Origin of the sequence: Neptunomonas antarctica (genome assembly GCF_001305295.1) — a bacterium.
Classification (GTDB): Bacteria; Pseudomonadota; Gammaproteobacteria; order Pseudomonadales; family Balneatricaceae; genus Neptunomonas; species Neptunomonas antarctica.
This window is the reverse complement of sequence record NZ_LJSI01000053.1, coordinates 141134-163061: the sequence shown is the minus strand read 5'-3', so window position 1 is coordinate 163061 and position 21928 is coordinate 141134. Positions and strand designations below refer to the sequence as shown.

Annotated in this window: 24 protein-coding genes; 7 read left to right on the top strand and 17 right to left on the bottom strand. The window is 46.8% G+C overall.

Annotated features, from left to right (window positions below):
- Nucleotides 1–66 precede the first annotated feature (66 nt).
- The 7 genes from Nant_RS15535 to Nant_RS15505 form a co-directional block, all read right to left on the bottom strand.
- On the bottom strand, nt 67–1191 hold the full coding sequence (locus tag Nant_RS15535; protein WP_054342571.1) for an alpha-hydroxy acid oxidase: 1125 nt from the start codon (nt 1189–1191) through the stop codon (nt 67–69).
- Nucleotides 1192–1209: 18 nt separating this feature from the next.
- Nucleotides 1210–1890: a Fe2+-dependent dioxygenase gene (locus Nant_RS15530; protein ID WP_202905031.1), complete on the bottom strand. Its 681-nt coding sequence runs from the start codon at nt 1888–1890 to the stop codon at nt 1210–1212.
- Between the two features lie 76 nt (nt 1891–1966).
- Nucleotides 1967–4222: a TonB-dependent receptor gene (locus Nant_RS15525; protein ID WP_054342570.1), complete on the bottom strand. Its 2256-nt coding sequence runs from the start codon at nt 4220–4222 to the stop codon at nt 1967–1969.
- A gap of 141 nt (nt 4223–4363) precedes the next feature.
- Nucleotides 4364–5155, bottom strand: a complete 792-nt coding sequence (locus Nant_RS15520) for an energy transducer TonB (protein ID WP_054342569.1) — start codon at nt 5153–5155, stop codon at nt 4364–4366.
- Nucleotides 5152–5607, bottom strand: coding sequence for an ExbD/TolR family protein (locus Nant_RS15515; protein ID WP_054342568.1), 456 nt, complete (start codon nt 5605–5607; stop codon nt 5152–5154). Before Nant_RS15515 ends, Nant_RS15520 begins: the two co-directional genes overlap by 4 nt.
- Nucleotides 5604–5999: an ExbD/TolR family protein gene (locus Nant_RS15510; protein WP_054342567.1), complete on the bottom strand. Its 396-nt coding sequence runs from the start codon at nt 5997–5999 to the stop codon at nt 5604–5606. The genes Nant_RS15515 and Nant_RS15510 overlap by 4 nt, the downstream gene beginning before the upstream one ends.
- The gene (locus Nant_RS15505; RefSeq protein ID WP_238377166.1) at nt 5989–6786 is read right to left on the bottom strand and encodes a MotA/TolQ/ExbB proton channel family protein; all 798 of its coding nucleotides are present in this window, start codon (nt 6784–6786) and stop codon (nt 5989–5991) included. The genes Nant_RS15510 and Nant_RS15505 overlap by 11 nt, the downstream gene beginning before the upstream one ends.
- A 318-nt stretch (nt 6787–7104) precedes the next feature.
- Here Nant_RS15505 and Nant_RS15500 point away from each other — a divergent pair, with 318 nt between their 5' ends.
- From Nant_RS15500 to Nant_RS15485, 4 genes are read left to right on the top strand one after another with little or no spacing between them, the layout of a single operon-like run.
- The gene (locus Nant_RS15500; RefSeq protein ID WP_054342566.1) at nt 7105–7395 is read left to right on the top strand and encodes a DUF883 domain-containing protein; all 291 of its coding nucleotides are present in this window, start codon (nt 7105–7107) and stop codon (nt 7393–7395) included.
- Complete coding sequence (locus Nant_RS15495) at nt 7392–7814, top strand: hypothetical protein (protein WP_054342565.1); 423 nt, start codon at nt 7392–7394, stop codon at nt 7812–7814. The genes Nant_RS15500 and Nant_RS15495 overlap by 4 nt, the downstream gene beginning before the upstream one ends.
- Nucleotides 7804–8073 (top strand): hypothetical protein, encoded by a 270-nt coding sequence (locus Nant_RS15490; RefSeq protein ID WP_054342564.1) that lies wholly within the window; start codon nt 7804–7806, stop codon nt 8071–8073. The genes Nant_RS15495 and Nant_RS15490 overlap by 11 nt, the downstream gene beginning before the upstream one ends.
- Nucleotides 8066–9319 (top strand): AI-2E family transporter, encoded by a 1254-nt coding sequence (locus Nant_RS15485; protein WP_082400318.1) that lies wholly within the window; start codon nt 8066–8068, stop codon nt 9317–9319. Before Nant_RS15490 ends, Nant_RS15485 begins: the two co-directional genes overlap by 8 nt.
- A gap of 36 nt (nt 9320–9355) precedes the next feature.
- Here the strand turns inward: Nant_RS15485 and Nant_RS15480 are convergent, their stop codons facing one another.
- A complete protein-coding gene (locus Nant_RS15480) occupies nt 9356–9772 on the bottom strand; it encodes a GFA family protein (protein WP_054342563.1) in 417 nt (138 codons plus the stop codon).
- Between the two features lie 105 nt (nt 9773–9877).
- Nucleotides 9878–11959 (bottom strand): 3-hydroxybutyrate oligomer hydrolase family protein, encoded by a 2082-nt coding sequence (locus Nant_RS15475; protein WP_143773469.1) that lies wholly within the window; start codon nt 11957–11959, stop codon nt 9878–9880.
- 393 nt (nt 11960–12352) lie between these two features.
- Here Nant_RS15475 and Nant_RS21360 point away from each other — a divergent pair, with 393 nt between their 5' ends.
- Both Nant_RS21360 and Nant_RS15470 read left to right on the top strand, forming a co-directional pair.
- Entirely contained in the window at nt 12353–12613 is a 261-nt protein-coding gene (locus tag Nant_RS21360; protein ID WP_143773468.1) for a hypothetical protein, read from the top strand.
- On the top strand, nt 12610–12774 hold the full coding sequence (locus Nant_RS15470) for a hypothetical protein (protein WP_156298837.1): 165 nt from the start codon (nt 12610–12612) through the stop codon (nt 12772–12774). The genes Nant_RS21360 and Nant_RS15470 overlap by 4 nt, the downstream gene beginning before the upstream one ends.
- Nucleotides 12775–13111: 337 nt before the next feature.
- Here the strand turns inward: Nant_RS15470 and Nant_RS15465 are convergent, their stop codons facing one another.
- The 8 genes from Nant_RS15465 to ftsE all read right to left on the bottom strand — a co-directional run bounded on the left by Nant_RS15465 (nt 13112) and on the right by ftsE (nt 20622).
- Nucleotides 13112–14311, bottom strand: a complete 1200-nt coding sequence (locus tag Nant_RS15465) for an ice-binding family protein (protein ID WP_082400316.1) — start codon at nt 14309–14311, stop codon at nt 13112–13114.
- A gap of 1318 nt (nt 14312–15629) precedes the next feature.
- Nucleotides 15630–16322, bottom strand: coding sequence for a tRNA (guanosine(46)-N7)-methyltransferase TrmB (trmB, locus tag Nant_RS15455; RefSeq protein ID WP_054342558.1), 693 nt, complete (start codon nt 16320–16322; stop codon nt 15630–15632).
- A gap of 25 nt (nt 16323–16347) precedes the next feature.
- Nucleotides 16348–17136 (bottom strand): thiazole synthase, encoded by a 789-nt coding sequence (locus Nant_RS15450; RefSeq protein WP_054342557.1) that lies wholly within the window; start codon nt 17134–17136, stop codon nt 16348–16350.
- Nucleotides 17137–17223: 87 nt separating this feature from the next.
- Nucleotides 17224–17424 (bottom strand): sulfur carrier protein ThiS, encoded by a 201-nt coding sequence (thiS, locus tag Nant_RS15445; protein ID WP_054342556.1) that lies wholly within the window; start codon nt 17422–17424, stop codon nt 17224–17226.
- Nucleotides 17425–17430: 6 nt separating this feature from the next.
- Nucleotides 17431–17811 carry a DUF423 domain-containing protein gene (locus Nant_RS15440; protein WP_054342555.1) on the bottom strand — a complete coding sequence of 127 codons (381 nt, stop codon included), beginning with the start codon at nt 17809–17811 and terminating at the stop codon, nt 17431–17433.
- A 95-nt stretch (nt 17812–17906) separates the two neighbouring features.
- Nucleotides 17907–18776: an RNA polymerase sigma factor RpoH gene (gene rpoH, locus Nant_RS15435; protein WP_054342554.1), complete on the bottom strand. Its 870-nt coding sequence runs from the start codon at nt 18774–18776 to the stop codon at nt 17907–17909.
- Nucleotides 18777–18950: 174 nt separating this feature from the next.
- Nucleotides 18951–19970, bottom strand: a complete 1020-nt coding sequence (gene ftsX / locus Nant_RS15430) for a permease-like cell division protein FtsX (protein WP_054342553.1) — start codon at nt 19968–19970, stop codon at nt 18951–18953.
- Nucleotides 19963–20622, bottom strand: coding sequence for a cell division ATP-binding protein FtsE (ftsE, locus tag Nant_RS15425; RefSeq protein WP_054342552.1), 660 nt, complete (start codon nt 20620–20622; stop codon nt 19963–19965). The genes ftsX and ftsE overlap by 8 nt, the downstream gene beginning before the upstream one ends.
- Before the next feature lie 85 nt (nt 20623–20707).
- On the opposite strand from ftsE, the gene Nant_RS15420 reads away from it, so the two are divergent.
- Nucleotides 20708–21928 carry a hypothetical protein gene (locus tag Nant_RS15420; RefSeq protein ID WP_054342551.1) on the top strand — a complete coding sequence of 407 codons (1221 nt, stop codon included), beginning with the start codon at nt 20708–20710 and terminating at the stop codon, nt 21926–21928.

The following is a 21928-nucleotide window of genomic DNA, read 5'->3' as shown; positions in this document are numbered from 1 at the left end:
GCAGAAGCAGCAAGCCTAATTAATCAGCCCTTCAACCGGTGATTAAACCAAAGTATAGACACGAAATCAAAAACCAGAAATATTATTTTTTAAAAGAGCATTCCTTGTAATATCTTTAATCGTCGGCGTTCCTGCCAACGACATGGTTACCTCCAGCTCTTCACGTAACACTCTAAGCATATGTGCAACACCCAATGCACCCGCCACGGCCAACGCATACAACTGAGGGCGCCCGATCAAGACCGCATCTGCACCTAGTGCCAGTGCTTTAAAAACATCCGTACCGCGCTGTATACCGCCATCCATGAACAGCGGAAAATCTTTCCCTACGGCCTTCCGTACTAAGGGCAACATCTCCACCGCCGACGGCAAACAGTCCAACGTACGTCCGCCATGGTTCGAGACGACGACACCCGCCAGACCCATCTCTGCAGCATATAAAGCATCCGCAGGGTTCAACACGCCCTTAAGTACAATCGGCAATGTTGTGTGCTGCTTCAACCAGTGAATATCCTGCCACACCGGCGCTTCACTCATCATGCCCTGAAAAACGATACTCTCACTCGCGTCAAACTGCTGAGAAGGCAGTGGCGGGCGGTTTTTCAGGTTTACCGCTTCAACCCCCTTCGGCAACTGAAACCCGGCACGTTGTGCGCGATTTCTGATGCCATGCAGCGGCGCATCCACCGTAATAACCAACGCTGTATAGCCTGCCGCTTGGGCACGCTTCACTAACGCCAACGTAAAGTCACGGCTGTGTTGAAAGTAGAGCTGAAACCATTTGGGCGAATCCAGTTCAGCGGCTATGGCCTCGATCGACTCCGACGCCAAGGTACTGACAATCATGCCTGTTTCCAAAACGCTGGCGGCCTGCGCCATGGCGAGTTCCCCCTGAGGATGCACTAACTTTTGAAAAGCGACCGGCGCCAACAGTATCGGATGACGAAGCGCTTCTCCCAATAAGGTTGTATGAGTGCCACCTGCCGTACAATCCTGCAAAACACGTGGCAGAATCATCAGATCATCCAACGCACGACGATTACGTTGCAAGGTTATTTCATCCGCCCCGCCACCTTGAATATATTCAAAAATAGCCGGCGGGATGTGGTGTTTCGCATAGCGCTCATAATCGGCAACACTGACCAAATCGGCAGGCACAGCGGTGAGTGGTGGTAACGCTTTATCGATCATAGGAAGCCATTTTGTAAGTTATGCATCCGCCCATTGGCGAATCAGATTTTGGTATACGCCCGACAACCGCGTCACATCCTGATGCTCATGACCATGCAGTGAGGTAAGCGACTGGATGCTCTGGTCGAGACCAAACAACATCTCCCGCTGTTCGTTACTACGCACCATACTTTGCAACCAGAAAACCGCAGACACCCGCCTTCCGGCGGTAACTGGCATCACCTGATGCAGGCTGGTTGACGGATAAAGAATCATATCGCCTGCGGCTAATTTCACGCACTGCGAACCGAAATGGTCTTCTATCTGTAAGTCACCTCCCTCGTACTCATCAGGATCACTTAAAAACAACGTTGCCGAGAGGTCGGTACGTAGTCGAATCGTGGTGCCCGGAATAACCCGAATCGCATTATCCACATGCGAGCCATACGTCTCCCCCACGCTATAACGGTTAAACATCGGCGGAAATATTTTTTGCGGTAACGCCGCCGAAATAAACACAGGATGGCGCGCCAGCGCATCAAGAATCAGGTCACCAATTTGTTGAGTAAGCGTGCCGTCCTGAGGCAGTTGCTGATTATGCTTAACACGGCGAGCTTGCTGCCCGGCGGTGATTTCACCGCCTTGCCAATCGGCCTCATCCAGATGCAGCCGTATCTGCTGCACCTGTTCAGGCGTAAATACTTTACGAATAGGAATCATCAAAAGCAGCTCTGTAAAAAAGCGCAAAGAGCCAACAAGGCCCTTTGCTATTAACGTTAAAGCCAGACCCTGGAGCCTAGAACTTATAGGTCACACTAACGTTTGCAGAACGGGCATCACCGAGATAAACGATACTGCCGCCACGGTAAACAGCGGTGTAATAATCTTCATCGGTGAGGTTCTGAATATTGGCACGCAAGCTGAGTTGCTTATTCACCTGATAAGCAGCAAACACGTCGTACACCGTGTAATCCGGCAATTCGATGCTATTAGCCGCTGCATCCGGCTGGCCGCCATAAATTTCACTGGAGTAGGTAACGACACCCCCCACCGCCAGTTTTGGCGTTGCCTGGTAGCGTAACTGTAGATTGGCACTGTTATCGGCGAAGTTGGCTTTTCGCTCACCCACATTTGCCTCATCGTGAGATTTCAGTATTTCAGAATCCATTATCGCCACACCCAACTGAGCACTCAATTTTGGTGTGATATTACCGGACAAACCTAACTCGATACCTTCGACACGGTTTCTACCTGTATTGAGGCTACCACCGCTAACGTAAGAATCGTTGCCACCTTCGATCACATCATCTTTAGTGGTGCGGAAAATAGCCGCCGTTAATAGTAGTTTTTCATCCATAAGATTCCACTTTGTGCCGATTTCCAGGTTAGTGGATTGCTCAGGATCTGCGCTTTTATAGTTACCCTCATCATCGGTACACAAGCCACCGTAACCACAATTGGTACCGGCATCGGCTTCACCCCCATTGATATTAGAGGAGGTGCCCCAACTCGCATAAACGTTACCATGCTGCCAGGGCGAAAACACCACACCCAGGTGACCATTCAAGAAGCCATCACTGTATGAGTAGGTGGTTTCGGGTGTCACTACGCCGCTTCGGCTGGTACTTTCAGCGGCCCACAGTGAGTAATTGAAATAATCATAGCGCACGCCACCAAACACTTCCCAGTCATCATTCAGCGTGACGGTATCCATTAGATAAGCCGAAACAGTATCCATAGAAAGCTCGGTTTCCCCTGCATTTTTACTGTAAGAGCCGACCCAACTGGCGTTATCCGTATTATAAGGATCAATAGTGACGCTGTCGGTGGTCACACTGTAGTCACCGGCCTTGGTTTCTTCATTGGCATATTCGACCCCGGCAATAATAGTATGACGCTGGCCATTTAGGTTTTTATCTATGATCAGATTGGTCTGGTTACCCAGATAATCATTCTCCTGCCACCCCGTAAAAGCCCTCAATCCGCCAGTAAAACGGCTGTCGTAGGCAGAAATAATATAATCATTGCTGGTTGAGCCGAGTCTTGTTTTGTTTTCTAAACGAATTTCATCAGTGATATCCAGGTCCAGCTTCAGCGTTCCGATGTCTGCCTGTGTTTTCTGAAAATCCAATCCGTCTTGGCCAACATACTGTCGCTCTGTGTCGATCACACCCGTTGTCCGATCTAATGCGGTTCCTGCATCGGTTTTATCATCACCTTCAAAGTGATACAAATCGGCGGAAACTTTAAGTTTATCGGTTGCCTGATACACGCCCGATATGAGCACACCTTGACGATTCTCTTTTGCGGGCGCACGATCAGGAATATCCGCATCGGTGTATAATAAGTTCAAACGAACCGCCAGATCATCATTGATAACCCTGTTGGTATCTAACGTGCCACGTTTATACTTATCAGATCCTAAGCCACCTTCAAGCGTGGTAAAATCTTCTTCCATAGTCGCTTTTTTGGTCACACTGTTAACCGCACCGCCTGTAGAACCACGACCGCCAAACGTTGAACTTGGACCTTTGGATATTTCAATTTGTTCCAAAGCGAATGTTTCACGGGTAATCAGGCCCGGTTCTCGTAAACCATCGGTATACACATCGCTACGTGCTTCATAACCACGGATAATATAACGATCACCAAAGGAGTTACCGCCTTCACCTGTTCCTAATGTGATACCCGGCTGAGCACTCAGAATATCCTTCAGCTCAGTCTTCCCTGATTCCGCAATTGCCTCTTTTGTTATCACAGTCATCGTCTGCGGGGTATCGGCAATATCACGTGTCTGGCGGGTATCTGACAGCCGTTTGGCTTTATAAGGCGCATCTGGCTCAGCATACGGATTAGCATCCGCCTTAATAACACCTTCCTCAACAACCAGGGTATCGAGTGTCACGCCAGCCGCATGAACAGGCCCGATCATTGCTGCAGAAATAGCCAACGCTAAGGTACCGGCCATTGAGGCGTACTGCCCGTCTTTCCAATCTTTACCCCGTATTGAATTTCGCAACGTTGCAATATCACCCTGCTTAATAACAGACATAGAAGTTTTCCTTTCGTTTTTATACAAGATTAATATTCCGACACCCAAAAAAAGGCCAAGCAGTCCCGCTAACCGCTTTTTGGGGGCCATTTAAATTTCTATTGATTGATTGAGCGTTTTATTGAGAGTTGCTTAACCCTGTTAGCGCATAGCGTTTAGTTCAAACGATATCGGGATGTTAATCAGCAACTCAGCTTGCTTCATCTCTGCCGGAAACGCGGGTAAGCGCCGGGATTTTTTCAGCATACGCAGCACCGCTTCATCTAAACGCGGATAACCAGAACTTGATTTTATCTGTGCTGCTGATACCCCGCCAAAACGATCCACTACAAACGAGAGTAGAACAATGCCTTCCTCTCCTTTTCTGCGTGATGCTGTCGGATAACGTTTATTTTTTGCCAAGGTTGCCGCCAACAAGGCAAAGTAAGATCGTTCGGCTCCGGGATTTCCACCTGTCGTTTGAGCGTCGCTAACACCGCTCGATATCTTCTTTTTCTCTTTTGTCTGCGATATGGAAATGGGCGCCTGCTGATTCGAAGGGGGAGAATCAACAGGCGCTTTTTTACTCTTTACTTGCACTGGTTTTTTTTCAGTGTCGATCGCCTTTTTCACCTTTAGCGCCACCTTTTGTTTTGGCGGCTCAGGAACAACTTCCTGCTTAATAGGCTCAGGTTCTCTTTCTAACTCGCGCTCTGGTTCAGGTTTTTGCGGTTCGTCTTTTGGCTGTTCTTTTATCCGTTCTGTCGGTAACTCTTCCGTGGTATTGAGCGCGTCACCCAAATTACCGAGCATGCCTAAGTCAACTTCTACCCCTTGCTCGCCTTTATCTTTTGCCCCTTCAGTCGGCGTTGCAGCGAAAAATAACCCCAGCGCCAGCACATGCAACAGCGCAGCACAGATAAAAGCCAACCACCCATGGCGTGCTGCAATCATGCTTCACCTACCTGAACCCGACGAGTGGCTAACGACACACGGCCTAACCCTGTCGCTTTAATCTGGCGTAATACGGTTTGTAAAGCATCGACAGGCAAACCCGCATCCACTTTTACCAGTACAACAAACGCATCAGGTTTTATTGCCTTGGAAAAAGCATCCAGCAAGCCTGACACCAACCCGGCCTCATCAACATTCTGATTATCCAGATATAACAAGCCATCCACAGTGACTATCAATGTAATTCCGTCCTCCGCTTGACGGGTTTCACTGAATGATTCAGGCGGTTGCACACTCACCGCATCAGAGCTCTGAATTTGTCCGGCGACCATGAAAAAAATCAACATCAGAAATACAACATTTATTAAAGGGATCAAGTTATCGTCACTGCTCTGTGCTTTTTTAGCGCTTGATGCACTCAATACCGACTGTCCGAATAACACTCTGCTCATGGCAAAACACCCGCCAGCGAAACATGCTGAGCACCGGCCTGCTTGAGATTATCCAACAGGGTAATCATCGTCTGCGTCATCACACCCGGCGCTACTTCAATCGCAAAAACAGCCTCAGGAGCGTCCAAAACCAGAGCGTGCAGCGCAACCGCATCCTGCATCTGATAACGTTGCCCTCCGTGCTCGATTAAGCCCTGATCAGAGATCAAACGAAGTCTATGCACTTCAGAAGACGTATTGTTACTTGCCTGCGCAGCAGAAAGATCTATCTGTCGCCACTGCATAAAACTAGACGACAACATAAAGAACAGCAGCAGAATAAACACCACATCAATCAACGGCGTTAGACTGATCGCCTGACGACGACGTACTGGCTGCAGATCAAGCTGCACGCTTTAACTCCTCATGCTCAAGCCGTTCGATTACAGGTATTTTAACGGCCGTAAAAACTTGGGTAACAGAATCATTCATTAACGCCGCAACCCGTTCAACTTTGCGTTCTAACCAGCTATGTACCACCACGACCGGTATAGCCACCGCCAACCCGACGGCAGTGGTTAACAGGGCTTGCCAGATGCCGCCCGACAACACCGAAGGATCCACCTGATTGCCCGCTGCTTCCATTTTCTGAAACGCAGTAATCATGCCCAACACCGTTCCTAACAAGCCGAGTAAGGGGCTTAATGTTGCGATGACTTCGAGCGGCCGTAACAGCCCACGCAATTGATTCAGGCGTAAGGCCGCCACACGATCCAGCTCATCTTTAAGCAGATTCATATCTTCACGAACGTTCAAAACGCCTCGCATGGCGATAAATACCAACTCAGAAACAGGCCGACTGCGCTTTAAAACAACCTTGGCCTGTACATGCTCACCTTCCCGCCATAACATCAACGCCTGCTGAACATCACGCTGGCTTTCAGGCCGCAACAGCGCAAACTGCCAACATTTAATCAATACAATACTCAACGCTATCACCGAAAAGCCCAATAGAATCCACACTACCGGCCCACCGACCAGCAAGAATCCCTGCGCCTTTTCAAGCAGGGAAGGAGCTTCCTGAACGCTCTCAAGCAGAGTAGGCGCCGCCTGAATCAGCGCAGCCATTGCATCACCCTTATCCAACATCACACTTGAACCCAGCTCAGCCGGGACAATCAATTCCGCTTCAACACTCACAAACGACACCTAAGTAGTAACTAAATTCAATTAGCAAATGATAATGATTAGCGTTTAGATTATCAAGAGCATTAATATATAAATGCTTTAAATGAATTAAAAAAAGAGAGAGAGGGTTACTGATGGCGAGCTACAGATTACAGATGTGCAGAAGTAACATTTTTTAAGCAGGGACATAGATGGCGGCGTGCTCTACCCGTCCATCTTATTTGCATTAAAATATCGCCTCACATATCAAGGCACATGACACTTGAAAGAAGACTGTAATAGCCTGATGATATGCATGACAAAATGTAACTACCACTAAGGAGAGTAGAGATGCCGGCAACTACGAGTAAAAACAAAAATGATGAATTGGCGGCCAGCAAGGAGGCCGTATTGAGTGCTTACGATAAATTAATGGAGGCAAAAGAGCATTTTAAGTTGGCTGCTGATGCGGCAGGTCTGGATATAAAAGATGAAGCCACCGAGCAATTACTTAAAGGCCGCGCCAAAACAGAAGAGCTCGGCGAGCAAGCCTCTGTTTTTATCCGCGAAAAGCCTCTCGCTACGTTAGGTATTGCCTTTATTACCGGCTTTGTCATTTCTCAATTATTTTCACGTAAATGATCGAGAACCCTGATACAGCAAAACAGCATGACAGCGCTGAAAAATCCGGGCAGTTGGATGAGTTACAAGTATGGGCAAGCTGGCTACAGCAAGCGACGGCTACCGGCTCCGATATTTTTCAGTTATTACAGCTTGAATTGCGACTGGCTATTTCTGATAGCCCACGCTTATTCGCACTAGCGCTGCTGTTTATTCCGATGCTGATGCTGACATGGATTGGTTTTAGTACGTTGCTCGCATGGCTGGTTTATCTAATAAACACATCAGTTACACAGGGTTTACTCGCGTTTTTTATTATCCAGTTTTTGGGCTTGGTGAGTATTATCATGGGTTTGAAACATTATAAGAAAAGCCTGACCCTACCACTCACCAGGCAACATATTCGCCAGCTTGTCAGAGGCCAGAGCAGTGACACGTAAATCCTTGTGTCGTGATATTCAATCCGTACACCAACGCTTGAATCTACGTCAGGAGCAATTTCAGTTGGCTAACGAGCAATCAAAAGCAGCCCTGAAAAAGACCAGCCCTTATTTAATAATAGGTATTGGCCTGTTAGCCGGCGTAGTGACGCATGTCATTGGTTGGCGCAAGGCTTATACAGTTGTTAACACTAGTTTTAGCTTTTATCCCTTTCTGCTACGTTCCACCCGTCGCTTAATGAGTATGCGTAATGATTAATACTGACAGTGAGCCGGTTGTCATAAACAAGCCATTAATTACCAATGTTGCACCCAGACGCTCTGTCTATTCTGTGGCCATCTACGGGCTACTGGCGCTGGCACTTATATATACGTTGTACTTCGCCAAATCATTGTTAATGCCGATACTCGTGGCGCTGTTGTTTTCGTTGTTACTCAGTCCACTGGTGAGACTACTTAAACGCTTTTATATACCACGTACATTATCGGCAATTTTACTGCTAGCCATGGTTGGCGGGCCTGTGACAATACTGGCCATCGAGCTGGCAACACCTGCACAAAAATGGCTGGCGCAACTTCCCCAGCTGTCAACGAAGCTGACTAAAGAACTGGATAATATTAGCAAGGCTATAAATCCAGACCCTACGCCTGTAATAACTACTGAAGCATTGCCACCAAAAGAAAAGAGCTCCGGCTTGTTTGGTCTGTTCAGTAATGATGAGCCGCCAATAGTAGTAGCCACAGAAGAAAAAACCACCAATAGTAAGAGCGCACTTTCAACCCAAGTTATGCAGGGCGGCATAGAAAAAATCATCTCTATCCTGGGTGCAACTCCCGTAGTCATTGCGCAATTTGTAACGTTCGTGATTCTGGTGCTGTTTCTACTGATTTTTGGCCCTCGATTATATGACAGCTATCTGGAAATTTTCCTGTCAGAACAAACCAATCGCCGACCGGTTATGCTAATTAGAAAGCTTCAAAAAGAGTTATCACGCTATATTCTTACGGTGACTGTCATCAATACAGGGCTGGGAATGGTCACTGCAGGCGTATTTTGGATGCTGGATGTAGATGACGCGTTACTCTGGGGAGCGTTGGTTGGCTTGCTCAACTTTGCTCCGTATGTGGGCCCTATTATCGCGCTCATGATACTCAGCCTTGCGGGCATCACTCAGTACGGTATGGAGCTGGTCGCGCTGCTACCCGTCGCCATTTATTTTGGCATTAATCTGTTAGAAGCCCAATTTATAACACCAACAGTGTTGGGGCGTCACATGCGACTCAACCCATTGATATTAGTCCTGTGGCTACTTGTCTGGGGCTGGCTTTGGGGGCCCGCCGGAGTACTGCTGGCCGTTCCATTACTGGTGTGCCTCAAACTCGCTGCCGGGCAGTTGAATATAATGACCGGTTGGGTGCGGCTAATTGAAACTAGTACTAGCCCTTCTTCTGAGCCTCGCGATGAAACGCCGACCATAGAAGCCCCTCCGAAAGTATCGGGTTAAGCACCCACTATTTTAATCGAGGAGGTTCATAGGGTGTTATATACTTTTGGCAAAATAAGCCATTATTTCAGCTCTGGTCATTTCTTTTGTTTGGTTTGAAAAACAGTAATAATCAGGCCGCTGATCACTGAAATATTGCATATCCATCTTCAGCCCTTCCAGATTCTGAAATATCCCCACAGGCATATTGTAGTCACCACTTTTATTGAATTTAAAAAACAAATGCGTTCCACACTCATTACAAAAACCCCGAGAAGCCCAAGAAGATGAGTCATACATCTTTACGCTCTCTCTCCCCTCAATACTGACATTCGTTCCACACTGAACGGCAAAAAATGGCGCACCGCCCCATCTCCGGCATGAGTCACAGTGGCATACTGTAAATTTAGGATTAATAGCGTTTGCAGTTATCTCGACGGCACCACATAAACAACTTGCTTTAGCTTTTAACATTTCAAACCCGCCTTAATCGATAGATATACAGACCCTATAAAAAATCTGATTAAAAAGAAAGAGCACTCCCTGGCTCTTTCTTTGTAAGCACGGCCTGATGGCAGTTTATTCCGGTATGACTAGATTCCCTGCATCAAAAGTAATCGTATCTATTGCTGTTGCACTGATGGCAGGCAGGTTAGCCACTTGCAGCGCGCCGGCTCGGCCCTGTGCCCGTACAACCTGACTAGGCGGTAACGCCGTCGCATTTTCCAGATGGTCATACATAAGATCCAACGCCTGCTTGAAATAGTAATCCAGAGGTACATAACTCATACCTAGCGAAGCATAGAGCTGATTGAGAGCATCCAGATGCTGGGCGTTGGTGATTTCGTAGTATTTGAGCTGGCTTTGCGCGCCTTCTACCTGCTGGTTTAATGCAAGGTAAGGGCGTGATGAATGGTTCACAGGGATTAACGCATCACTGCGCCCATGCACGATAATGGTCGGTTTGTGTTGCAGATTACCATTGCCTTTTATTTGTTCGATACCTGCCATCAAACGCGTATTCAGTGAATTTTCGCTGTTATAAAACAGGTCATACCAGCACTTCGCCCCTTCAAAGTTATAGTCTGCGTTACCGTTGGCTGATGTTGCAGCGAACTGCAGAGTCGGGCCACCGAGCGCATCATCTTTAATCAGGAAGATATTAGCGGTACGAGGGATCCCACTGCTGATTGCAGCAAGGGTTTGATAGGTATCGTTAATAGCAGGCACAACAGTACCGGTCGCAACGTGAGCCATGCTGATGTTACAGAGGTTATCCACCACCGAGCTTCTTGAATACGCATTACCATACGTGGCAAGCAGTGATTGAAACAGATCAACACCTGCATAACCCACCAGTAACTTATCAGAATCCGGCAGATAACCCGCGGCATTCAGTTTTTCGCGCGCTTCAGCTCCCTGCTCTTCATAAGAACCTTTTTGCAGGTATCCGGCGGCCACTAAAGCATCGCATCGCGCGTTAACCGGGCCACGTAGTTCGCTAAATAAAGCACCCGTATTACTCACAGCTTTGCTCGCACAGGCGGCATACATTTCAGCAATAACAAAATATTCGTAAGCAGGTTTGCTATGCGCGGTGAATAATGGATTAGCCCCCATTTTAATCCCAAAGCTTTGTGTCGCCGTTGCCGGATTAATGTTCGGCTCACCGACCACAACGGCATCAATTAAGGATTCGGTATCGGCTTCCGCTGCTTTCAGTGCAGCCGCACCTCCATTAGAAACACTGGCCGCAATCACTAAAGTATTGTCAGCGCTGAAAGGCTGATCAAACTGAGTACTGAGCTGCTGCAGAGCAAACTTAACGGCTTGCAGCGTATGTAAGCCCCAATCCTTCTCACTATTTTTTTGTGAGTGGGCATGTTTAAACGCATAGCGATTTGGTTTTGCCGCTATGTAATTATCAAGCGCTGTATCGGTTGGAAGTGTGACGCCCGCGTATTCATCATCACCAAGAGCCATGCTAACGCTTTCTTGTGTGGGCACACGAAATGTTAACTCATCGGTTGTCGCCAGATCTTTAGCCTGCATTTGCAGGCCGTAGGATTTCATCTGGCTCAGATCGACAGCGCCCGTACCTTTGTTAGCGTCGGTATAAGCAACGGCACAGCCTTTTTTTAATCCCCATGCCCCGGCGGTAGCCATTGCACCGTATACACCGCGTGATCCTGATGAAGGCGCAGCAATAATGCAGGGATTGTTTACATCAAAGCTATCGGGCACCTGTACCATTACAATAGCGCGGTTGATCCCTTTACCGACATAAGCCAAATACTCATATCCTGCATAGGTGGTATCATCCATAGGCCCGTAAAGCCTGCCAAACCCCCCGGTATCACTTTGATCTACTAAGCCTGTATAACTAAGATAGATGTTATGGCGTCTTAATTCTGCAGCGCTAGGATTAGCCGCATCGGCATAAAAACCAGCCGGTGGGGTCTGAAAGCCAGACAGGCCAAAGCCGCCTAAAAGCCCATCCGTTTTACCATCATAATAATTAGATACAACCTCCCCCAATGTAAACGGTATGCCAGTAGTTGCAGTGGTGATAAGTGAGCTGGAGTTACAGCCGGATAAAACGACACATAATCCGATCACGGGAGCCGAACGCCCGATCCATGGAGTCATAATTCTTTTCACGTGAATACCTCATTTTTTGTTTTTAAAGATGTTTCTGTCGATGGGTTCCTGCACAAAAAATAAATCTAAAACTAATTATCAGACCAACTTTTAGAAAAAGTAACATTATCAACATACCCTAATTCCGTAGATAAAAAAGTATCAGGAACAGTACCAATAATTTTTTAAATCAGATTTCCCACACCGCCAGCTCAATTCATAATCACAACAATTTATGTGTTTACTGTGAACGCAACAAACGGCAAGGACAGATGAAGGAAACGGTCTTGCTAATGAGTTTATGATTGGCTGCTCACATCATAGCGGGTAAGAATAATTTTGGCTTTTTTACTTAAGAAGGCCAGCATCTAACACCTATACAACCATTGAAGACAATTAAATCATCTATGCAGCATGCTGGGTGGCGATGTTTCAACTGCCGGTACGATCCTTACCCTGGATGGCCAAGGACTCGACGACCAGTTATGGTTTTATACCATTGCAGATATTCTGGCTTTCGGTAGTGACTTCACCGTTGATGTGGTCAATGTTAATACTAACGCTAGCGTGTACTGGAATTCATACAACGGTTATATCACTTCGGGCAAGGTTCGGACGTGGTTGGTACGCTTCTCGCGGATAATTATATCATGGTCGGTGCAAACGCCAACGTGAGCGCTATAGGAACTTCTTGTGGTGCGGTCTATTTTGCTACTTCATACGTTACGGCTGGCGATAGCGCGGAAATCGGCGAACTGGGCTGTGATCCAACAGTAACAGTATCGGAACCTTACAGTTTACTGATCGGCAATGCCGCCATCGTCACTGGCTGGTAGCATCGGTTTAACGATTGTTAGTGCGGGTTTACATCGTCGCTATCAAGCCAATACAACGATAAAAAAACGGGCATTATCCTTTTTAACTCCGTGAGCGACGAGCGTTCAAGGACACACGCTTGATCTTACTCAAAACAGCATTTAAGTGATGCCATTACCCAACTTATTTATGGTATTAGAGGAACGAGCGCTGGTGTTGAATAATGTTGAATAAATTCGTGGGGGGGCCCTCAGTTGTACACTGATCCCGTTTATTTTATAGCAGCCTTTCTGGTATCGATTACCCCAACAGCTGGCGTGCTGCTGGAGCAAGAACTATATTAATGCGGTCTCTGTGTTAAACAGTTTTAGTAGTCTTTCTAGTACGTCGGCGCTTGATGAATCCGAAACTCATCAGGCTCAGACCAGATAGCAACAGGGTATATGTCTCTGGTTCAGGAATCTCATTTGATTGGCAGCCTTCGCCACCGACAATGGCACCAGCATGGATGGCCACAAACGAGGTGGTCGAATAAACGCCGCCGCAAGTCTCACCAAAAGTAGAGGCAGCGCTCACGGTCGCATGGGCATAGACGTCGACGTAGGTATCGGCAATGATGGTTCCCACAAGGTTGGTACGATCATTTATATCGGCGCCAGCACCGACAGAAACGTAACCACCAGGAGAGGCGACGCTCCCGACGTTCCACCACACTTCAGCGTTGTCAAATATGTCGTTGACAACTTCGACCGTTGTAACGCCACCGAAGGCTAAAATATCGCTGATGTTGAAGACCCACATTGCGTCAGATTGGGACTGAGCATCTAAAGTCAATGTTGTACCTGCGGTTGTGGACCAACTGGCTGCGCTGTATATGCCTGCGTAGAAGGTGCTATCAACAGTCATCGTCGCCGCCAGAGCTGTCCCCGTCCCCATGGCTGTGAGCGCGGCTTTTGCATCAATCAGATCATTGGTCGCCTCAGCCATATCGTCTGTGATCGCCTGCTTGACCGAATTAAGATAGGCGGTATCTGTATCGACAGCGTCGCTGGCTACTTTGTTAGATGATGCAGATGCCGCTGCAACACTGCCCGCGCCCACTTCCCAGCTGCCGTCAAGGACCGCGTTTGCGCCAATCGTGCCATCCAGACCCGATATAAAGTTGCCGTTAACCGTGGACGAGTCGCCCATGGTGCCAACCCCGCCTACCTCTAAATTGCCGTAGACTTTCGTGTTTGCGGTTGCCGTGCCAGCTTCAATCGATTGCGCATTACCGGTTACGGTAGCGCCATCGCCAAGCGTCAACACATCACCGGAGCGATAATCGCCATTGATGGTGGAGCCGTTACCTGTTGATGCGTAAGTTTTGGCGATTACGTTGCCGTGTACAATGGAATGGTCGCCCCCAGAATTATAGGTATTAGCCAGAACGGTGAAGTCCGCTGCTGAACCTATCAATCCTGCTGACGCGGATCCACAAAAGACGGCAGCCAATAATGGTACCGCACATATAGCTCGTTTCATAAAAATTCCTTTTTCTTCTATACCTTCGCACATTATTACGCTTAGGCAATGAGTAAAAGTGACATGCAACCACTTAGTGACATGTAATCACTTAGTGACATTTAATCACTTAGCACGAGTTTATGCATATTTTATACCAAGAAAAGATTATGCAATTAATACAATAGGTTGTATTTTATGATAAATTTTAAATGCAGATGTGTCAAAAAAGTGATGTAAAAAAAACTGACAATTCAAAAAAACCACAATTTCCGTAGCGACAATCCCCGCCGCACCCCATAAACACTACCGACCGAGCAAGAATAGCCAGCCTATAACCTAACCTAAAAAAGCGAATACTTAAATAATCGCGCCTAAATGTGTAAAAAAAACTGACATTCGTCAACAAAACTATCATATATGGATTGCTTAACTACACCAGCATCTGCATTACTCATTGAACACTCAAACCACTCCCCACTCGCTACCGTTGTTGAAGACACATCAGACTGAATACCAAAGGGTATAATTCCAGCATTAGCCAAACCAGCCATAAACCAAGAATTTTTCCATTATCTATATACTCAAATTTTTATTTTGGACTACTGACATCAAACAAATATCAAAACAGCTTTATGTGTTGTTCATAATTAAAGTCAATCATACTGACGTCTATTTTTGAGACCATTAAGATACAGAAAATAACCGGATGGATAAAATTAATCCTTTAATATCAATAAGTTAAAAATACATTTGTCAAATAAAATTGGATTGTAAAAAACTAACATATTATCGCCTCTTGACGACTGTCAGTAATGCAGAATTATGGCGCTTTCAAACGGATGAAATGTCAGTTTTTTTACATTCTCCTTGCAGGAAACCCGCGGGGGAGTGGCCGCGCTATTAGCTGCGAGATGCATTAGGACTTCTATTTGAGGGAGCTACCTTCGAGCCTTAGATGTTTTCGCACCTACCTTTTTTCGGCTAGACAACCTATAACGGTAAAAAATCACGCATCAAAAATGACACCATAGCCACTAATGTCAGATTTTTTTACATCTATATTTTCCTCAATTATTCCTCATAAATTATTTATGAGACTCTATTCGAGGATTATTTTTGTTACTGATTGAAATAAGTTTGAATGCCTTTTTTCAAGCTGTAGTTGAATTTCCATTAGCAAAGAGAGAGACAAAGAAAGAGAGAAAGAGAGAATCAAAAGACTAAGGGGGCTTAAGGAGACTCCCTCATCAACTCCATGCGATGCATCGAATTGACAAAGGGAGGGGGGCAGATTAAAGAAAACTAACTATTTATTACTTAATAACTTTATTGTTCTTTGACACATTATACCTAACACCAACACCCCATTTTATTCTGTTTTTTCAAACATCAGGTCCCACATTCCGTGCCCAAGGCGTTCGCCTCGTTTTTGGAATTTAGTCACGGGGCGCCATTCTGGCTGAGGTGAATATTGGCCTTCACCCATTTTATTGGTGTAGCCATCAGCCGCGCTCATGATTTCCATCATGTGCTCAGCGTAATTTTCCCAGTCTGTCGCCATGTGAAAGTAACCACCGATTTTTAACTTTTTACGCAGGTTTTGCGCAAAGTCCGGCTGTACTATTCTACGTTTGTGGTGACGTTTTTTGTGCCACGGGTCTGGAAAAAACAACTGCAACACATCCAGGCTATTGTCGGGAATACACTGTGCCAGCACGTCTATCGCATCTTCCGCATAAACGCGGATATTGGTTAATCCGGCGGCGTTGGCGTGGCTCAATAAACTACCCACACCCGGGCTGTGTACTTCGATACCAATATAGTTTTTTTCCGGTTCGTGGCTGGCCATTTCGATAAGGGATCCGCCCATACCAAAACCGATTTCCAGCACCACAGGCGCTTCGCGACCAAACACTTCGCTGAACACGATAGGGCCGTTTTTAACGTCTAAGCCCATGACCGGCCACACATCGTCCAATGCCTTTTGCTGGCTTTCTGTTGTCCTGCCGGCGCGTTTTACAAAACTGCGCACGGTGCGCATATGCTTCTGTTCTTCTATCATTACCCATCACTATTTGCTTTTATGTTTAACCAATAATGCCTTCGAGTGGCGAGGAGGCACTTGCATATCTTTTGCGCGGCATACGTCCAGCCAAAAAGGCTTCGCGACCGGCTTCTATTGCTTTACGCATGGCCGAGGCCATGAGAATCGGGTTACGAGCGCCTGCAATGGCGGTATTCATCAACACGCCTTCACAGCCCATTTCCATCGCAATAGCGGCATCTGATGCAGTACCGACACCGGCATCAACTAAAATAGGCACGTTCGCAGCTTCCATAATCAGTTTGATGTTATGCGGATTGAGTATACCCAGACCAGAACCAATCAACGACCCCAGAGGCATGACTGCAACACAGCCCATCTCTTCCAGTTGTTTAGCGACTATCGGGTCGTCATTGGTGTAGACCATCACTTTGAAGCCATCTTTGACTAAAATTTCAGTGGCTTTGATAGTTTCTACAATATTCGGGTAGAGTGTTTTTTGATCACCTAATACTTCTAGCTTGACCAAATCATGTCCGTCCATCAATTCACGCGCTAAACGGCAGGTACGTACGGCATCTTCTGCGGTATAGCAACCAGCGGTGTTTGGTAGGATGGTGTATTTATCGGGTGTAATGATGTCGAGCAGATTCGGTTCATCGGGGTTCTGGCCGATGTTGGTACGGCGTACCGCTACGGTCACAATTTCCGCTCCGCTGGCTTCGATGGCCAAACGTGTTTCTTGCATATCTTTATACTTGCCGGTTCCTACCAACAAGCGTGATAGATAACGTTTACCCGCAATCACCATCGCATCATTTTGCTCTGACATGTACTCAATCCTTAATGTTATTCATAAAAGAGAATGTATCTGCTGTACTGCTGACTTTTAGTTTTCGGCTTAATATCAGACTCAGTCTCAACCGCCGCCAATAGCACGCACGACTTCAACCTTATCGCCTGCATTCAGCTTATGCAGCGCATGCTGACTGCGCGGAACAATTTCCTGATTAACTTCTATCGCAATACGTTGCCCGACGATATCCAACTTGATAACCAAGTCATGCAGGCTGGCCCCTTCGTTAAGCTGTGTTATTTCTCCGTTGACTTCAAGCTTCATCACACCCTACCTTTTACTCTCTGTCAGAAAAAAACCTGCCAGTAATATCCAACCGACAATAAAAGCCAACCCACCAACGGGCGTGACTATACCCAACCAATGCACGCCTGAAAATGCCAGCAGATATAAACTGCCGCAAAACAGGAGAATACCGACCACAAAAGCAGTCGCACTCATGGTTAACAGCCTTGATGCTTGCTGCCGAAGCAGCAAACCGACCACTAACAAGGCAATAGAGTGATAAAACTGGTATTGAACGCCGGTCTGCATAACGGCCATTAATGGAGCGCTGAGTACATTTTTGAGGCTATGTGCGGCAAACGCGCCCATCGCGACACTTAAAGCTCCACTAATGGCGGCTATCGCCAAATAAATTCGGGCGTTCATATGTGTATCTCAATAATTAAGGCAAGATTATAAATGCAAAGCACTAAAACAACAAAGCCGCCCCAAGGGCGGCTCATTAACAGCACGTAAACATATTATGCGAGCTGCAATTCTTGTCCAATCGATAGCTTGATCTTTTTCATGGCGTTTTTTTCCAGCTGACGGATACGCTCTGCCGATACGCTATATTTTGCCGCTAACTGATGCAATGTTGCTTTTTCATCCATTAACCAGCGCTGTGCCAATATATCGCGGCTACGCTCATCAAGTGATTCCATCGCTCCGGTTAAACGAGTTTGCGAGTCCGCTTCCCAGTTGGATGCTTCCAACTGCTCTGCAGGATCACCTGAGTGATCTTCAAGATATTGAGCAGGTGCAAGGTAGACAGCATCGTCGTCATCACTGGCGGTCATATCAAAAGACGTATCAACCGACGCCATACGACCTTCCATCTGGCGAACAACCTGTTCATCTACGCCTAAGTCTCCGGCGATAGACGTTACTTCAGCATTATTCATCCAGCCCAAGCCTTTTTTCTTGGAGCGTAGATTAAAAAACAATTTACGCTGCGCCTTAGTCGTGGCTACTTTAACAATACGCCAGTTGCGCAGGATGTATTCGTGCATTTCCGCTTTAATCCAATGCACAGCAAAAGAGACCAAACGTACTCCCATGCCCGGATCAAAACGTTTAACCGCTTTCATTAAACCAACGTTGCCTTCCTGAACTAAGTCACCTAGCGGCAAACCATACCCCGAATAACTACGGGCAATATGTACAACAAAACGCAGATGAGATAAAACCAACTGGCGAGCTGCTTCTAAATCATCCTGATAAAACAGACGCTCGGCCAACGCTCGCTCTTCTTCGATACTCAGCACTGGAATCGTGCTTATCGTTTGCACATACGCATCCAGATTTTGTCCGGGTGTAATATGCTCGATGAGTTCTAAGCTTTTACGCATTCGGTCCTTACCTCATTGTTGATCGTATAATTAACTAACTTTACAAGATACCAAAGTATGATACGAGATCTTATCAAAAGTTCCCGAAAAGATAACGTCCTACCGTTCAAATGGCAAGGCTGATTAATTTCATAAGTGGCTCATAAGTCACCTATAAATGACTTAAAATTAATTTTATCGTGGTTCGATTGCACGCAGATGACGCCGCACCGCAATCCAGGCCCCCAGCCATCCTAATAAAACACTGACCAACAGCAAAATAAACGAACCTGCAACGCCTAAACCGGTTAATTGAAATTGACTACGGTATAGCTGCGCCAGCTCTTGCGCGGGTGTTTTTAACATCAACCAGGCAATTTGAATAATCAGCCAAGCACAAACCGCACCCAGCAAACCATACCAAAAGCCGGTATACAAAAATGGCCGACGCACCCATGCATCAGTTGCACCCACCAGCTTACTGACCACTATTTCGTCCCGACGGCTTTCTATTGCCATCTTTATGGTATTACCAATCACCAGAAGCACCGCTAGTCCGAGCAAAAGGCCCAACACAAAAACGCCGCGCCGCGCTACAGCAAGCATGGCATCCAAACGTTGCAACCACTCCAAATCTAATACCGCGTCTTCGACCTCAGGCATCGATTCAAAACTGGCACGCATCAACCCAAGATCAGCGACGGCTTTGGTACGCGGTAACAAAACAACCATGGCGGGCAGCGGGTTATCCTTTAACGCATCGAGAGCATCGCCAAACCCGGAGTATTTTTTAAATTCCAGCATGCCTTGTGAGCGGCTGATAAAATCGACGGCGGCGATATCATCGCGTAACAATAATGTTCGGCTGAAACGATCTGCTTCAACGTCACTTAGTGTCGTTTCAAGATACAAAGATAATCGCGTTTCACCCTGCCATCCTTGCGTCAACTGCTGCACATTAGACAATACAGTAATCAAAAATCCCGGTAACGTTAGTGCTATCGCCAACACGGCGACCGTCATTATGGTCGCCATCGGTGTTTTAAAAAGCTTATTTAACGTGCCTTTACATACATCCATGTGGTTGCGTAACCAGCTTTCACTATGTCCTTTAAGATCAACTTTGTGATGCTCTGCGCCACGCCGCGCTGCCGATTGCGGCGCCGCAACCGTCGATTGTGGCTGAACACGCACCGCGCCTCGTTTTTTATCCATCTGCAATCAGCCTCCCGGATTTGAGCGTCAACATGCGATGACGCATACTTTTAATCAGGGACAGGTCATGGCTGGCAACCAATACAGTGGTTCCGACACGATTGAACTGTTCAAACAAATGCATGATTTCTGCTGATAGCTGAGGATCCAGGTTACCTGTTGGCTCATCTGCCAATAGCACCTTGGGTTTATGAACAATCGCCCGGGCAATCCCCACTCGCTGCTGCTCGCCGCTCGATAACGCCATAGGATTCATTTTTTCGCGATTTAATAATCCGACCTTATCCAGTGCTGCACGGACTCGGCGTGCAGCATCTGCAGGAGAATAGCCACATATTTGCAAGGGCAACGCGACATTATCAAACACGCTGCGATCAAAGAGTAACTGATGGTTTTGGAAGACAACGCCAATGGAGCGCCGCAGAAACGGAATATCATGACGCCCGAGCCGCGTCAGTATTTGATCGCCCACCTGAATGTGGCCAGCGGTTGGCTGCTCCATTAACATGACCAGCTTTAGCAAAGTACTTTTTCCGGCACCGGAGTGGCCTGTTAGAAATGCCATTTCGCCGGTATCTAACGTAAAACTGACGTCTTTGAGGGCATCGTAGCCTTCATCGTAGCGTTTACTCACATGCTCAAACTGAATCATGGTGCTCTTGGTCTATCCTGATTAATGCCGAGTATCTTATCATAGCGGTACTTTACGTATAACAGCTTAAATTTACGGGAAAATTATGGATCAGCCACGCCAACCAGTGTTTAACCGTACCTATCTGAAAATATTACCCTGGATTGTCGCCATTGTGATTGTATTGCTGACAGCGAACAACCAAAACAACACGTCTTATTTACCCGAAACGCTGCACGAAAATTGGATTTTTTTGTCGATTGACGACGCAACAACAAAACAGCAACTAAAGCTGATGTACCCTCTTACGCCAGCCTATACCGAGCAACAAACACAGCAACGTATCGCGTTACAGACAGCACTAACGGATGCTTCGAAGATGCAAGAATCCCTCACTACTGAGTGGCACGATGATAAATTAATTCTGTCACTTACGGCAGATCATATTGATGTGAAGACCTTCAATTTCAATACATTACTCAGTCAGTTAATCACAACAGCCAAAAATAATTATCCAGCAGCACTGCAACGCGCTACAGCAGAGCGTTATCTGGCCCTCAATAATATTGAAACACTGGCACTTTCTACGATGAAAACCCAGCTTCTGGCATCACAACCCCCTGCATTTAGGGAGCCAAGTCACATCAGTTCGCTGTTTTACCAACGGCCGACGGCGCTGATTATCCTGAAAAAGAAAAATGATTCACTTACGACTTTTATCAGCGGGCAGCTAAAAGCTCAATATCCGACTACGACAGAAAGCCACATCGCAGCATTACCTTCTGAAAGCATAAACAGCGCATCTTTAACCGCTAACCCGCTGGTCAATCTACAGCACCGTAGTAACACGCACCTCTATCTGATTGGCCAGCCAATTAGCATGGACGCCAATAACCTCAACCGCACACTGGCGTTTCGTTATATTAATCAAGCCCTTCAACCACTAATAGAAAAGAACAATGCCACCTACCATCTGATGCTCAAACCTTTCCTGCCGGTAGGCTACGCCGCGTTAGTCATCACGCGCAACAGTCCTCTTCAGGATAAGTTACCCGGCAACCTACAGGATTACCTGCTCGAGCATTTCAACACTCAACTACTTGAGCAAATTAAAACCGATCTGATCAGTCAATATGAAACCCAACTGGCAGACCCCGAATACCGGGCTAACTTACTCGCCAGACAACTCTTCTATAAAGATAAATTTCAGTCAGTTGATGAATTTCGTGATACGCTTGCTGACATCACGGCGACCCGGATTAAAACACAGATACATCAGTTGTTTGACCCTGCACACGCCATTATCGTACGAATAACACCGCCGTAG